The sequence below is a fragment of the Mesorhizobium album genome, assembly GCF_033977205.1.
Lineage (GTDB): Bacteria > Pseudomonadota > Alphaproteobacteria > Rhizobiales > Rhizobiaceae > Mesorhizobium > Mesorhizobium album.
Genome location: NZ_JAVIIW010000011.1, coordinates 91,681 through 105,261, shown reverse-complemented (window position 1 = coordinate 105,261; position 13,581 = coordinate 91,681). Strand labels below are relative to the sequence as shown.

Sequence of the window (13,581 nt, the reverse complement as noted above, 5' to 3'; positions counted from 1 at the left end):
GCGGTTCGGCAGGTCCGGCAAATGGTAACTTCGAAGGATTCGATCGTCGCGCTCTCGAGCGGCCGCCTGCCGGCAGGCATTGCGGTGATCCGCATTTCCGGGCCGAAGACTCGATTCGTGGTCGAAACGATCGCCGGTGGCGGCGTTAAGGATCGATTCACCACGTTGCGCAAGCTGACGGCGCCAGACGGTTCGGTTGTCGACCAAGGCCTTGTGCTGTTCTTCCCTGGGCCTGGCAGCTTTACCGGCGAGGATGTTGCCGAGTTCCACGTCCACGGCAGCAGCGCCGTGGCCGCCAAGCTGCTGGAGACGATCACCGGCATTGCGGGCGTCAGGCACGCCGAACCCGGCGAGTTCACCCGGCGCGCCTTTCTGAACGGCAAGCTCGACCTGGTCGAGACCGAGGCGCTGGCGGACCTCGTCAACGCCGAGACGGAGGCGCAGCGCCGCTTCGCCGTGCGCAATGCGGAAGGCGCGCAGAGCGAACTCTATTCTAGCTGGCGACGTCGGCTGGTCCATGCGCGGGCAATGATCGAAGCTGAAATCGACTTTGCCGACGAGGAGGATGTGCCGGGTTCGGTCTCGGAGATGGTCTGGTCGGACGTTGCGGCGATGATCGATGAGATCGAGCAACACATCCAAGGGTTCAAGGCTGCCGAGATCATCCGCGACGGTTTTGAGGTCGTCATCCTCGGCGCGCCGAATGCCGGCAAGTCCAGCCTGTTCAACGCGCTGGCCAAACGCGAGGCGGCGATCGTCACCGATGAGCCGGGCACGACGCGCGATCTGCTTGAAGTGGTGTTCGATCTCAACGGGATGAAGGTGCGCATTGTCGATACCGCAGGCCTGCGCGAGAGAGCCGGCAAGGTGGAGACGATCGGCATCGAAAGGGCACGCGCCAAAGCCGGCAGGGCCGACCTTGTCCTGCTGCTGGAGGACATGGTGGACCCGCAGCCCATCGGCGCGGTTCCGGCAAGCGTTCCGCTGCTGAGGATCGGGACGAAGGCCGATCTCAAGGACGCGCGCGAGGGTGCCTATGATTGGATCATTTCGTCCAAGGACGGCACCGGACTTTCCGGGCTGCTTGATGAAATCGGCCGTCGTTCAGCCTTGGCGATCGGAGACGTGGGCGACGTGCTGCCCTCGCGGCTCCGTCATGTCGAGCTTTTGACGGAAGCGAAGGACTTTCTGGCCTCGGCTCTGTCGGGGCAGAGCCAGGAACTGCGGGCAGAGGAGTTGCGGTTGGCAACGGACCGCCTCGGGCGAATCGTCGGCGCGGTCGATGTCGAGGACATGCTCGACGTCATTTTCTCGCAGTTCTGCATCGGCAAGTGATTCACGTGAAACAGCGCGCCGGCGACGAGAAGCGATGATTCACGTGAAACACGGGTGTTTCGGATGGATGTTTCACGTGAAACGAGCTTGGCTCCAAGGCAAAGATACTGACATGCGTAATCAGGCGCCAAACTATCAGAGGCTGGCGCTGCCCCTCATCCCCTGCCAAGACCTTTCTCCCCGTAGAACGGGGAGAAGAGAGCTGACCGCAGCCTCGGCACCATTTTTGCAACGCTTGAGATTGGCGAAACCGCCGATGAGAGCGCCCCTCTCCCGTCATGACGGGGAGAGGATGCCGGCAGGCAGGTGAGGGGCAGCGCCGACGTTCGGGAGGCGTGGGCTGAAACCACGGTGATCCTTTATAATGCGCCAACCTCTCCTTGACAGCGAAAGCCGTCGGGGACATGTGTCGGACAATCTCTGAAACCGGATTCTTGAAATGACCAATCACTATGATGTGGTGGTGGTGGGCGGCGGCCATGCCGGGTGCGAAGCGGCCAGTGCTGCTGCGCGCGCGGGGGCCAGGACCGCGCTGGTGACGCTGCGCTTCGACACGATCGGCGTCATGTCGTGCAACCCGGCCATCGGCGGGCTGGGCAAGGGGCATCTCGTGCGTGAGATCGACGCCATGGACGGGCTGATGGGACGGATTGCCGACGCCGCTGGAATCCAGTTCCGCCTGCTCAACCGCCGCAAGGGTCCGGCCGTGCGCGGGCCGCGCACCCAGGCCGATCGCAAGCTCTATCGGCTCGCCATGCAGGCCGCGATCAGCGAGCAGACCAATCTCGACGTGATCGAGGGCGAAGTCCTGGATCTCGAGATCGAGAACGGGTGCGTTGCTGCCGTGCTGGTTTCGGACAACAGGCGCCTCGCCTGCGGCGCCGTGGTGCTGACCACCGGCACCTTCCTGCGCGGGCTGATCCATATCGGCGAGAAAAAGATCGTCGCTGGCCGCATGAACGAGCAGGCGAGCCATGGGCTTTCGGCTACGATGGCTCGTGCGGGCTTCAAGCTCGGGCGGCTGAAGACCGGGACGCCCCCTCGCCTCGATGGCCGCACGATCGACTGGGGCTCGCTGGAAAGCCAGGCGGCAGACGAGACTCCGGTGCCATTCTCGTTGATGACTGACCGGATCGTGAATCCGCAGATCGATTGCGGAATCACCCGCACGACGACGGCGACGCATGAGTTGATTCGCCTCAATTTGAAGCGCTCAGCGATGTATTCGGGCTCGATCGAAGGTATAGGACCGCGCTATTGCCCCTCGATCGAGGACAAGATCGTCAAATTCGGCGACCGGGAAGGCCATCAGATCTTCCTCGAGCCGGAAGGGCTCGACGACGACACCGTCTATCCAAACGGCATCTCGACGTCGCTGCCGGAGGAGGTTCAGCTCGAGATCCTAAAGACGATCCCCGGGCTCGAAAAGGCTACCATGCTGCAGCCGGGTTACGCCATCGAATACGACCACGTCGATCCGCGCGAGCTCAAGACGACGCTGGAGACGAAGCGTGTGGCCGGCCTGTTCCTGGCCGGGCAGATCAACGGCACCACCGGCTACGAAGAAGCCGGCGCGCAAGGCCTGCTGGCCGGCATCAACGCCGCGCGCAAGGCGTCAGCCAGCGAGCCGGTCGTGCTCAGCCGCACCGAGGCCTATATCGGCGTGATGATCGACGACCTTACCAGCCGCGGCATCGCCGAGCCCTACCGCATGTTCACCTCTCGCGCCGAATTCCGGCTTTCGCTGCGCGCCGACAATGCCGACGAACGGCTTACCCCGCTGGCCGGCCGGCTTGGGATTGCCTCCTCCGCGCGGATGCAGCGTTTCGGCGCGATCAGCAAGAAGCTCGACGATGCCCGTACGCTGGCAAAGTCGATCAGCTTCACGCCGAATGAGGCCGCCCGGCATGGGCTGGAAATCAACAGAGATGGCGTGCGGCGCTCGGCTTATGAGCTGCTTGCGTATCCGGGCGTCGATATGGCCTGGCTGACGCGGATCGAGCCGCGCTTTGGCGAACTCGATCCGAATACGGGGGAGCGGCTTGAGACGGAGGCGAAATATTCCGTCTATCTGGAGCGCCAGCAGGCTGACGTGGCGCAGATCAGGCACGAGGAATCACGGCTCATTCCGGAGACCGTCGACTTCGCGGACGTGCCGGGCCTCTCCAATGAGCTGAAGCAGAAGATGAAGGCGCGCCGGCCGCGCTCGATCGCCGACGCGCAGCGCATGGAAGGCATGACGCCGGCGGCGCTGGCAATCATCGTTGCGCATGTCCGTAATGCGGAGCTCGCTGCGCGCAGGTCCGTGGCGTGAGCGTCGACGCCTGGGATGAGCTGCAGAAGGCAGCGGGTCCGGTTTCACGTGAAACATTCGAGCGCCTCCAGGCCTTCGAACAGCTCTTCTTGAAATGGAACCGCAGCATCAACCTGGCGGCGCCGTCGACGCTGGACGACGTCTGGCATCGCCATATCCTGGACAGCGCGCAGCTGGCGCGAATCGCCCCGGCTGCCAAGCGCTGGGTCGATCTCGGCTCAGGCGGCGGCTTTCCCGGACTGGTGCTCGGTTTCCTGCTCTCGGAGCGGCCGGGCGCATCGATCGATCTGGTTGAAAGCAACCGCAAGAAAGCCTCGTTCCTGCAGTCCGTCATCGGCCAGTTCGGTCTGCCGGCGCGAGTCCTGGCGCGGCGCATCGACGACAGCTATCCCTTTGTTTCCGCGCCGGAAATCGTCACCGCGCGGGCGCTGGCAGCGCTTCCGGACCTGCTCGATCTAGCTGCGCCGTGGTTGACCAAAGGGGCGCGAGCGCTTTTCCACAAAGGCCGGGATTACCGCGCCGAAGTGGAAGAAAGCACTCACCGCTGGGCCTTCGATCTGGTAGAACATCCAAGCATGACCGACCCTCACGGCATCATCCTGGAAATCACCGATCTGCGCCCGGCGACCCCGCAATGAATTACTGGCATCGACCCATGAAAACTGGACCGCGTATCATCACTGTTGCCAACCAGAAGGGCGGCGTCGGCAAGACGACGACGGCCATCAACCTGGCCACGGCGCTGGCCGCGATCGGCGAGCGCGTTCTGATCGTCGATCTCGACCCGCAGGGCAATGCCAGCACCGGCCTCGGCATCGACCGCAAGGATCGCACCGTCTCGTCCTATGACGTGCTCACCGGCGAGCTGGATCTCGAAGCTGCCTCGGTGCCCACGGCGGTGCCGGGCTTGTCCATCGTCCCTTCGACGCTCGACCTGCTCGGCATCGAGATGGAGATCGCCTCGGCCCCCGACCGTGTGCTCAGGCTGCGCAATGCGCTGCGCGCCGCCGCCGAGCGGGCGGCGCCGTTCGGCTATGTGCTGATCGACTGCCCGCCCTCGCTCAATCTTTTGACTTTGAATTCGATGGCTGCGGCCGATTCCGTCCTCGTGCCGCTGCAATGCGAATTCTTCGCGCTGGAAGGTCTCAGCCAATTGCTTGAGACGGTCGAACAGGTGCGCGGCACGATCAACCCGGACCTCACCATCCAGGGTATCGTTCTCACCATGTATGACGGGCGCAACAACCTCGCCAATCAGGTGGTGCAGGACGTTCGCACTCATATGGGCGACAAGGTCTACGAGACCATCATCCCGCGCAATGTGCGCGTTTCCGAAGCGCCCTCCTACGGCAAGCCGGCGATCCTTTACGATCTCAAATGTTCCGGCAGCCAGGCGTATCTGCAGCTCGCTTCCGAGGTTATCCGCCGGGAACGCAAGCTGCGCGCCGCCTGAGCCTGCGCCGGCCCATCATCCCATTAACGAATAGCCGATTCGATTCCGAAACGATCTGGACAGAATAATGAGTGAAGACCAATCAAGAAAAAGACTGGGCCGCGGCCTCGCGGCGCTGATCGGCGAGATCGACCGTCCGGCGGCGCCGGAAAAGCCGAGCGCGGCGGTCGCGGCCGACGGCAAGGTGCCGATCGAATTCGTCAGCCCGAATCCGAAGAATCCGCGCCGGCATTTCGGCGACGCCGAGCTCATCGACCTGGCCCAGTCGATCCGCGAGCATGGCGTGGTGCAGCCGGTGGTGGCGCGACCCTCGCCGTCGCAGCCCGGCCGTTACGAGATCATCGCCGGCGAACGGCGCTGGCGGGCGGCGCAGCGCGCCGGCTTGACCGAAATCCCGCTCATCGTGCGCGATGTCAATGACCGCACGGCGCTGGAGCTGGCGATCATCGAGAACGTGCAGCGCGCCGACCTCAATCCGGTCGAGGAGGCGCAAGGCTACCAGCAGCTCATCGACGAACACGGCTATACCCAGGCCAACCTCGGCCAGGTGATCGGCAAGAGCCGCAGCCATGTCGCCAACACGCTCAGGCTGCTCAAGCTGCCCAATGTCATCCAAAGCATGCTGGTCGACGGCGATCTGTCGGCCGGCCATGCCCGCACGCTGGTCACCGCGGAAGACCCGGCCGGGCTCGCCAAGCGCATCGTCAAGGAGGGGCTTTCGGTGCGGCAGGCCGAGGCGCTGGCGCAGATGCCGGCCGGCCCGACGCCGACCAAGGTGAAGTCCGCGCCGAGCAAGCCGGACAAGGATCCCGACACGCTGGCGCTGGAGAAGCTGATGACCGACACGACCGGCATGATCGTGACCATCGAGCACAAGGCCAAAGGCGGCACGCTGCGGGTCGATTATCGCACGCTGGATCAGCTCGACGAGCTCTGCCGACGCTTGAAGGACGAGCGGTAGGTGATTGAGTCCGCACAGCAATTAGCCGGCTAATGAAGTTTTGGCGGAAGATGAAGTTGGCGCCTTGGGCGCTTGCCAAAGATATATCAAAGGGCCGGCCGCTGCGCCGGCCTTTTCTCTTTGCGGCGTCGGCGATGTCGCGAGATGGGCGAAGATTGCCAATCTCACCCCTTGTGTGAGCCCGCTTTGGGGGAGATCAGCAGCCGCACATCACCGATCGATCCTTGTCGACAGAATAATCGACGACGACGTCCGCTCCACGCCGTCCATCGCCCCGATCTGGTCGAGCAGCGCGTCGAGATCCCTGATCGACGGCGCGTCGACGATGACGATCATGTCGAAATTGCCGCTCACCGAATGCAGCGTCCTGACCGGCGGCAGCGCCTCCAGGCTGCGCACCACCTTGTCGGCGAGCTTCGGCGTGACGGTGAGCAGCACATGCGCCTTGACCAGCCCCTGCTCATAGTCGGGTGACAGCCGCACGCCATAGCCGGTGATGATGCCGCGCTGTTCCAGCCGCTCGATCCGGCTCTGCACCGTGGTGCGCGATACGCCGAGCATTCTCGCCAGCTCAGCGGTCGAGGCGCGCGCGTTGGCGCGCAGCAGGGAAAGCAGCGCTTGTTCGGCATCGGTGAGCATTATGACGAATTCCTTCGGCAGATTGCTTAAACTTATACTTCATTTCGCTAGATTCCACGCTTCCTTTCGACGGGCAAGCTGCGATGATTCCGGTCAACTCGGAAATTGGCAGGGGAATTGACCATGAAGAACATCGTTGTCGTCGGCGCCGGCAAGATCGGCTCGACCATCGCCGAAATGCTAAGCGCCACGGGCGACTATCGCGTCACGCTCGTCGACCGTTCGGCGACCCAGCTTGCCGCGGCCGAATTGCCGGCCGGCGTTGCGACGCAGGAGCTCGACATCGCAGCGCCCGGCGCGCTGGAGAAGGTCCTCGCCGGCAAGTTCGCTGTGCTGAGCGCAGCGCCCTTCCACCTCACCACCCGCATCGCCGAGGCGGCCGCCGCTACCGGCGTGCATTATCTCGACCTCACCGAGGATGTCGTCTCGACCCGGCGGGTGAAGGAGCTAGCGCGCGACGCCAAGAGCGCCTTCATTCCGCAATGCGGCCTGGCGCCCGGTTTTATCTCGATCGTCGCCAACGACCTCGCCAGCCGTTTCGACACGCTGGAAAGCGTGCGCATGCGCGTCGGCGCGCTGCCGCAATATCCATCCAACGCGCTGAACTACAACCTCACCTGGAGCACCGACGGCGTCATCAACGAATATTGCGAGCCCTGCGAGGCGATCGTCGAGGGCGAGCTGGTCGAGGCGCCGCCGCTGGAAGAGCGCGAGGAGTTCTCGCTCGACGGCGTCACCTATGAGGCCTTCAACACCTCCGGCGGGCTGGGCACGCTGGCCGAGACGCTGAAGGGCAAGGTGCGCACGCTGAACTACCGCACCATCCGCTACCCCGGCCACGCCGCGATCATGAAGGCGCTGCTCAACGACCTGGGACTGCGACACCGCCGCGACGTGCTGAAGGACATTTTCGAAAGCGCGCTGCCGGCGACGCTGCAGGACGTGGTCATCGTCTTCGTCACCGTTTCGGGCCGCAGGAACGGCCGCCTGCTGCAGGAGACCTACGCCAACAAGATCTATTCGCACCGCGTTGGCTCTGTCGTGCGCAGCGCCATCCAGATCACCACCGCCTCCGGCATCTGCGCCGTGCTCGACATGCTGGCCGACCGCACCCTGCCGACGAAAGGCTTCATCAAGCAGGAAGACATCGCCCTCGACGCATTCCTAGCCAACCGCTTCGGCCGCGCCTACGCGCAGCACGAGATGGTGAGCCGGCTGGCGAGCTGAGGTGCACCCTCTCCTTCTCCCCTTGTGGGCCTTGTGGGAGAAGGTGGCCGCGAAGCGGCCGGATGAGGGGTGTTGGAAGGAACGAGGCTTGGGAGATGAAGACGCGGGCAGCCAATGGCCAGCGTCTCACTCCGCTGGAACACCCCTCATCCGTCGCCTTCGGCGACACCTTCTCCCACAGGGGGAGAAGGGGAAACTAGATATGCAGGGCGTGCCCCAGCGCTTTGAGCGCTGCTTCCTGAAAACCCTCGCCCTGCGTCGGATGCGCATGAATGGTGCCGGCGATGTCCTCCAGCCGCGCGCCCATTTCGAGCGCAAGACCGAACGCCGCCGACAGTTCCGACACGCCCTGCCCAACCGCCTGGATGCCCAGCACCAGGTGATTGTCGGCACGGGCAACGACGCGGACGAAGCCATCCTCGCCCTGCTTGGTCATGGCGCGGCCGTTGGCGGCGAAGGGAAAGTGCCCGATCTTGATCTCGCCGGCGAGCGCCTTCGCCTCCTCCGGCGACAGGCCGGCCGTGACCAGTTCCGGATCGGTGAAGCAGATCGCCGGGATCGCACGCTTGTCCCAGCTTCTTTTGTGGCCGGCGACGATCTCGGCCACCATCTCCGCCTGCGCCATGGCGCGATGCGCCAGCATCGGCTCGCCGGTAACGTCCCCGATGGCATAGATGCCGCGCATCGAGGTTCGGCACTGGTCGTCGATGCGGATGAATTTTCCGGCCGTATCGAGATCGATCTGCTCCAGCCCCCAGCCCTCGGTCAGCGGCCTGCGGCCGACCGTGACCAGGATCCTGTCGGCGGCGACCTTGGCGTTCTTGCCGTCCGCCGTCTCGACCAGCAGCGCATCGCCCTTGGTCGACAGTCCCTTGGCCTTGGCGCCAGTCATCACCTCGACGCCGAGCTCACCAAGACGTTTGAGCACCGGCCGCGCGAGTTCGGCATCATACTGGGTCAGGATACGCGGCAAGGCTTCGACCACGGTCACCCTGGAACCCATCTTGGCGAAGGCCATGCCAAGCTCGAGCCCGATATAGCCGCCGCCGATGACGGCGAGCTTTTCTGGCACCTCGCTCAGCGCCAGCGCCTCGGTGGATGAGATTACCGGGCCGCCGAAGGGCAGGAACGGCAATTCGACCGGCACGGAGCCGGTGGCGATCACCACCGCCTCGGCGCGGATGACCTGGCTTCCGGTCTCGGTCTCGACCTCGACGGTCTTGCCGTCGCGGAACGTCGCCCAGCCCTGCACTGTCTTGACCCTGGCCTTCTTCAGCAGGCCCGCTACACCGCTGTTCAGCCGGCTAACGATACCGTCCTTCCAGCTGATCGTTCGCGCCAGATCGATTGTCGGCGCGGCGACCACGATGCCGAGCGGGTTCTTGCCGCCGGCCATATGCGCGACCTTATCGAACTCTTCCGCCGCATGGATCAGCGCCTTGGATGGGATACAGCCGACATTGAGGCAGGTGCCGCCCGGCTTGCCGAACTCGACGATCACCGTGTCGACGCCGAGTTGGCCGGCGCGGATGGCGCACACATAGCCGCCCGGACCGGCGCCGATGACGAGCAGCTTGCAGGAGATTTCTTTCATGTCAGCTGCATCCTTTCGGAGATGAACGCGGCGCCTCTCCTTCTCCCCTTGTGGGAGAAGGTGGATCGGCGCGATAGCGCCGAGACGGATGAGGGGTGTTCCAGCGGAGTGAGACGCTGGTGTTCCCTGGAGCACCCCTCATCCGTCGCCTTCGGCGACACCTTCTCCCACAAGGGGAGAAGGGGGAGCCCGCATCCGGCCTCCGCGCGCTGATGCCCGTTCGAGATCGACCGCATCCCGCTCAATCCACAAAGATCAGCGCAGGCGTCTCAAGCAACGCCTTGATCCGCTGCACAAACACCGCGGCGTCCCAGCCGTCGATGACGCGATGGTCGAAGCTGGACGACAGGTTCATCATCTTGCGCGGGATGAACTGCGTGCCGTCCCACACCGGCCGGATCATGATCTTGTTGACGCCGACGATCGCCACTTCCGGATAGTTGATGACCGGGGTGGTCGCCACGCCGCCCATCGCGCCGAGCGAGGTGATTGTGATGGTCGAGCCGGAAAGCTCGTCGCGCGTTGCCGTGCCGGTCTTGGCCGCATCTGCCAACCGATTGATCTCGGCGGCACTGTCCCAGATGTCGCGCGCCTCGGCATGCTTGACCACCGGCACCACGAGCCCGGTGGGCGTCTGCGCGGCGATGCCGATATGGATGCCTTCGTGCTGGTGGATGACGCCGGCCTCGTCGTCGAACAGCGCGTTGAGATTGGGCTGGTCGGCGATCGCCTTGACCATCGCCCGCATCAGGAAAGGCAGCAGCGTCAGCTTCGGCCTTTCCGCCCCCTTGGCGCCGCGCTTCTCCTTGTTGAGCGTAGCGCGCAGCTCCTCCAGCGCCGTGACGTCGATCTCTTCGACATAGGTGATATGCGGGATGCGCGATTTGGCGAGCGCCATCTTCTCGGCGATCTTGCGCCGCAGGCCGACGACCTTGATTTCCTCGACGCCGTCCTTGCGTGCGAGGCCGGTCGCGCGGCCAAGCTGCGGCCCGCGCGCCAGGAAGGCGTCGATGTCCTCATGGCTGATGCGCCCGGCCGAGCCGCTGCCTGCAACCTGGCGGAGATCGATGCCGGCCTCTTTCGCGCGCAGCCGAACGGCGGGCGAGGCCAGCGGCTTTTCGCCTTCGGGCCGCGGCGCGCCGCGGGCAACCGCCGGGCGCGTGCCATTCGTGGCTGCGACGGAAGACTGCGCCGGGACTTTCGCCGGCTTTGGCGTCGCTTTCAAATCGTTCGCCGCGGATTCGGGCTTTGCCTTGGCAGGCTCGGCCGGCGCCTCGGCTTTCGGCGGAGCCTTGGCGGTGCTGTCCGCTTTCACATTCCCTTCGCCGGCAACCTTCAACCGCACGATCGGCGAGCCGATTGCCACTGTGTCGCCGATCTCGGCGCCGAGCCAGAGGATCTCGCCATCGACCGGCGACGGAATCTCGACCGTCGCCTTGTCGGTCATGACCGCTGCCAGCACCGTGTCCTCGCGCACCAGGTCGCCGATCTTGACGTGCCATTCGACGAGCTCGGCCTCGGCGACGCCTTCGCCGACATCGGGAAGCTTGATCACATATTCGCCCATCGTCAGGTCCTCAGGCTTCCATGGTCTCGACGAGCGCGCGCCCGACCCGCGCCGGGCCGGGGAAATAGTCCCATTCCTGCGCATGCGGATAGGGCGTGTCCCAGCCGGCGACCCGCGTCACCGGGGCCTCCAGATGGTAGAAGCAGTTCTCCTGCACCAGCGCGACCAGCTCGGCGCCGAAACCGGAGGTCAGCGTCGCCTCATGCACCACGACGCAGCGCCCGGTCTTCTTCACCGAGGCGACGATTGTGTCGAGGTCGAGCGGCAGAAGCGTCCTGAGGTCGATGATTTCGGCATCGATGCCGGTTTCTGCGGCAGCCGCCTCGGCGACATAGACCATGGTGCCGTAAGCGAGCACGGTGACCGCCGAGCCGGGCCTTCGGATCGCCGCCTTGCCGAGCGGGATCGTGTAGTGGCCGTCCGCCACCTCGCCGAGCGCGTGCTTCGACCAGGGCGTCACCGGCTTGTCATGATGGCCGTCGAACGGGCCGTTATAGAGCCGCTTCGGCTCCAGGAAGATCACCGGATCGGGATCCTCAATCGCCGCGATCAGCAGCCCCTTGGCGTCATGCGGATTGGACGGCACTACCGTCTTCAGGCCGGACACATGCGTGAACAGCGCTTCCGGGCTCTGGCTGTGCGTCTGGCCGCCGAAGATGCCGCCGCCGGTCGGCATCCTGACGACGATCGGGCAGGTGAAATCGTTGTTGGAGCGGTAGCGCAGCCGCGCCGCCTCCGACACGATCTGGTCATAGGCCGGATAGACATAGTCGGCAAACTGCACCTCCACGCAGGGCCTGAGCCCGTAGGCGGCCATGCCGATTGCCGAGCCGACGATGCCGGATTCGCTGATCGGCGCGTCGAAGCAGCGGTTCTTGCCGTATTTGGCCTGCAGGCCTTGTGTGCAGCGGAACACGCCGCCGAAGAAGCCGACATCCTCGCCATAGACGATGACGCGCTCGTCGCGCGCCATCGACACGTCCATGGCGTCGCGAATCGCCTCGATCATGGTGCGTCTGGGCATGGTCAGACCCCCGCCTGCTGGCGCTGGCGCCTGAGATGCGGCGGCATCTCGGCATAGACGCCTTCGAACATATCGCGCGTCGACGGCTTGCCGCCGGCATGCAGCGTGCCGTGGCTTTCGGCTTCCTTCTGCGCCGCGATCACGGTTTCGAGGATCTCAGCCTCCGCCTGCGTGTGACGCTGTTCCGACCAGACGCCCTTGTGGATGATATGGTTCTTCAGCCGGATGACCGGGTCGCCGAGCGGCCAGGCGTCCGATTCCGCCTTCGGCCGGTAGGCTGACGGATCGTCCGAGCTCGAATGCGCGCCGACGCGGTAGGTGACATATTCGACCAGCGTCGGCCCGAGATTGCGGCGCGCCCGATCGATCGCCCATTTGGCCACCGCATGGACGGCGAGATAGTCGTTGCCGTCGACGCGCAGCGACGGGATGCCGAAGCCGAGGCCACGCGCGGCAAAGGTGCCGGAGCCGCCGCGCGCGATGCCCTGGAAAGTGGAGATCGCCCACTGGTTGTTGACGACATTGAGCACGACCGGCGCCTTGTAGGTGGAGGCGAAGACCAGCGCCGCGTGGAAATCGGATTCCGCCGTCGAGCCGTCGCCGATCCAGGCCGCGGCGATGCGCGAATCCTTCGAGATCGCCGAAGCCATCGCCCAGCCGACCGCCTGGATGTACTGCGTCGCCAGATTGCCGGAGATCGAGAAGAAGCCGTGCTCCTTCGACGAATACATGATCGGCAGCTGCCGGCCCTTCAGCGGATCGGCCTCGTTGGAATAGATCTGGTTCATCATTATGACCATCGGGTAGCCGTCGGCGATCAGCAGCCCGGCTTGCCGGTAGGTCGGGAAATTCATGTCGCCCGGCTGCAGCGCCTTGCGGAAGGCGCAGCTCACTGCCTCCTCGCCGAGATGCTGCATGTAGAAGGAGGTCTTGCCCTGGCGCTGCGCCATCTGCATGCGCGCGTCGAAGGTCCTGAGCGTCATCATGTGGCGCAGGCCTTCCAGCAATTCCTCGTCGGTGAGCAGCCCGGCCCATGGCCCGACGGCTTCGCCGGCGCGGTTGAGCACCCGGATGATGGAGAAGGCCATGTCGCGGATGGTGCGCGGATCGACATCGATCTCCGGCCGCGGCACCGAGCCGGCCTTGGGAATGGTCACATTCGAGAAGTCGGGCGTGCCGCCGGGCCGAACCTCGGGCTCGGGCACATGAAAGCGCAACATTCCAGCATCGGCCATGACCCTTCGTCCTCCAATGTTGCCGGTGCGATATTTGCACATCCGCGCCGCCATTTCATCGGGCGAGATGGCGGCCGTCCTCCGGTCATCAGCCTCGTGGAGCCGATGCGGCACATTGCCGACAAGATGCAGATATGGCGGCGAAATTTCTTGTCGATCTTTTCAGGCTGCGCGCAATTTGGCGGAAGATTGCGCATGGTTTCCCGCCAGATAGAGCAATTAAAGGGCTGAG

The 13,581-nt window shown here is 64.7% G+C and carries 12 protein-coding genes; 7 read left to right on the top strand and 5 right to left on the bottom strand.

What is annotated here, in order from left to right:
• Positions 1 to 21: 21 nt before the first annotated feature.
• The 5 genes from mnmE to RFN28_RS11890 all read left to right on the top strand — a co-directional run bounded on the left by mnmE (position 22) and on the right by RFN28_RS11890 (position 6,063).
• Positions 22 to 1,335 carry a tRNA uridine-5-carboxymethylaminomethyl(34) synthesis GTPase MnmE gene (gene mnmE / locus RFN28_RS11910; RefSeq protein WP_320287536.1) on the top strand — a complete coding sequence of 438 codons (1,314 nt, stop codon included), beginning with the start codon at positions 22 to 24 and terminating at the stop codon, positions 1,333 to 1,335.
• A gap of 439 nt (positions 1,336 to 1,774) precedes the next feature.
• Entirely contained in the window at positions 1,775 to 3,649 is a 1,875-nt protein-coding gene (gene mnmG, locus RFN28_RS11905; RefSeq protein WP_320287535.1) for a tRNA uridine-5-carboxymethylaminomethyl(34) synthesis enzyme MnmG, read from the top strand.
• Positions 3,646 to 4,287, top strand: a complete 642-nt coding sequence (rsmG, locus tag RFN28_RS11900; protein WP_320287534.1) for a 16S rRNA (guanine(527)-N(7))-methyltransferase RsmG — start codon at positions 3,646 to 3,648, stop codon at positions 4,285 to 4,287. The genes mnmG and rsmG overlap by 4 nt, the downstream gene beginning before the upstream one ends.
• A gap of 17 nt (positions 4,288 to 4,304) precedes the next feature.
• On the top strand, positions 4,305 to 5,102 hold the full coding sequence (locus tag RFN28_RS11895; protein WP_320287533.1) for a ParA family protein: 798 nt from the start codon (positions 4,305 to 4,307) through the stop codon (positions 5,100 to 5,102).
• Between the two features lie 67 nt (positions 5,103 to 5,169).
• Complete coding sequence (locus tag RFN28_RS11890) at positions 5,170 to 6,063, top strand: ParB/RepB/Spo0J family partition protein (RefSeq protein WP_320287532.1); 894 nt, start codon at positions 5,170 to 5,172, stop codon at positions 6,061 to 6,063.
• Positions 6,064 to 6,273: 210 nt separating this feature from the next.
• On the opposite strand, the gene RFN28_RS11885 is transcribed toward RFN28_RS11890, so the two are convergent.
• Positions 6,274 to 6,702: an Lrp/AsnC family transcriptional regulator gene (locus RFN28_RS11885; protein WP_320287531.1), complete on the bottom strand. Its 429-nt coding sequence runs from the start codon at positions 6,700 to 6,702 to the stop codon at positions 6,274 to 6,276.
• A 105-nt stretch (positions 6,703 to 6,807) separates the two neighbouring features.
• Here RFN28_RS11885 and RFN28_RS11880 point away from each other — a divergent pair, with 105 nt between their 5' ends.
• The gene (locus tag RFN28_RS11880) at positions 6,808 to 7,929 is read left to right on the top strand and encodes a saccharopine dehydrogenase family protein (RefSeq protein ID WP_320287530.1); all 1,122 of its coding nucleotides are present in this window, start codon (positions 6,808 to 6,810) and stop codon (positions 7,927 to 7,929) included.
• Positions 7,930 to 8,125: 196 nt separating this feature from the next.
• On the opposite strand, the gene lpdA is transcribed toward RFN28_RS11880, so the two are convergent.
• The 4 genes from lpdA to RFN28_RS11860 form a co-directional block, all read right to left on the bottom strand.
• Positions 8,126 to 9,523: a dihydrolipoyl dehydrogenase gene (gene lpdA / locus RFN28_RS11875; RefSeq protein WP_320287529.1), complete on the bottom strand. Its 1,398-nt coding sequence runs from the start codon at positions 9,521 to 9,523 to the stop codon at positions 8,126 to 8,128.
• A gap of 241 nt (positions 9,524 to 9,764) precedes the next feature.
• Positions 9,765 to 11,090, bottom strand: coding sequence for a dihydrolipoamide acetyltransferase family protein (locus RFN28_RS11870; RefSeq protein WP_320287528.1), 1,326 nt, complete (start codon positions 11,088 to 11,090; stop codon positions 9,765 to 9,767).
• A gap of 10 nt (positions 11,091 to 11,100) precedes the next feature.
• Positions 11,101 to 12,114, bottom strand: a complete 1,014-nt coding sequence (locus tag RFN28_RS11865; protein ID WP_320287527.1) for an alpha-ketoacid dehydrogenase subunit beta — start codon at positions 12,112 to 12,114, stop codon at positions 11,101 to 11,103.
• A 2-nt stretch (positions 12,115 to 12,116) separates the two neighbouring features.
• Positions 12,117 to 13,349, bottom strand: coding sequence for a 3-methyl-2-oxobutanoate dehydrogenase (2-methylpropanoyl-transferring) subunit alpha (locus RFN28_RS11860; protein WP_320287526.1), 1,233 nt, complete (start codon positions 13,347 to 13,349; stop codon positions 12,117 to 12,119).
• Here RFN28_RS11860 and RFN28_RS11855 point away from each other — a divergent pair.
• A complete protein-coding gene (locus RFN28_RS11855) occupies positions 13,320 to 13,580 on the top strand; it encodes a hypothetical protein (RefSeq protein ID WP_320287525.1) in 261 nt (86 codons plus the stop codon). The genes RFN28_RS11860 and RFN28_RS11855 overlap by 30 nt on opposite strands.
• Position 13,581: the final 1 nt, after the last annotated feature.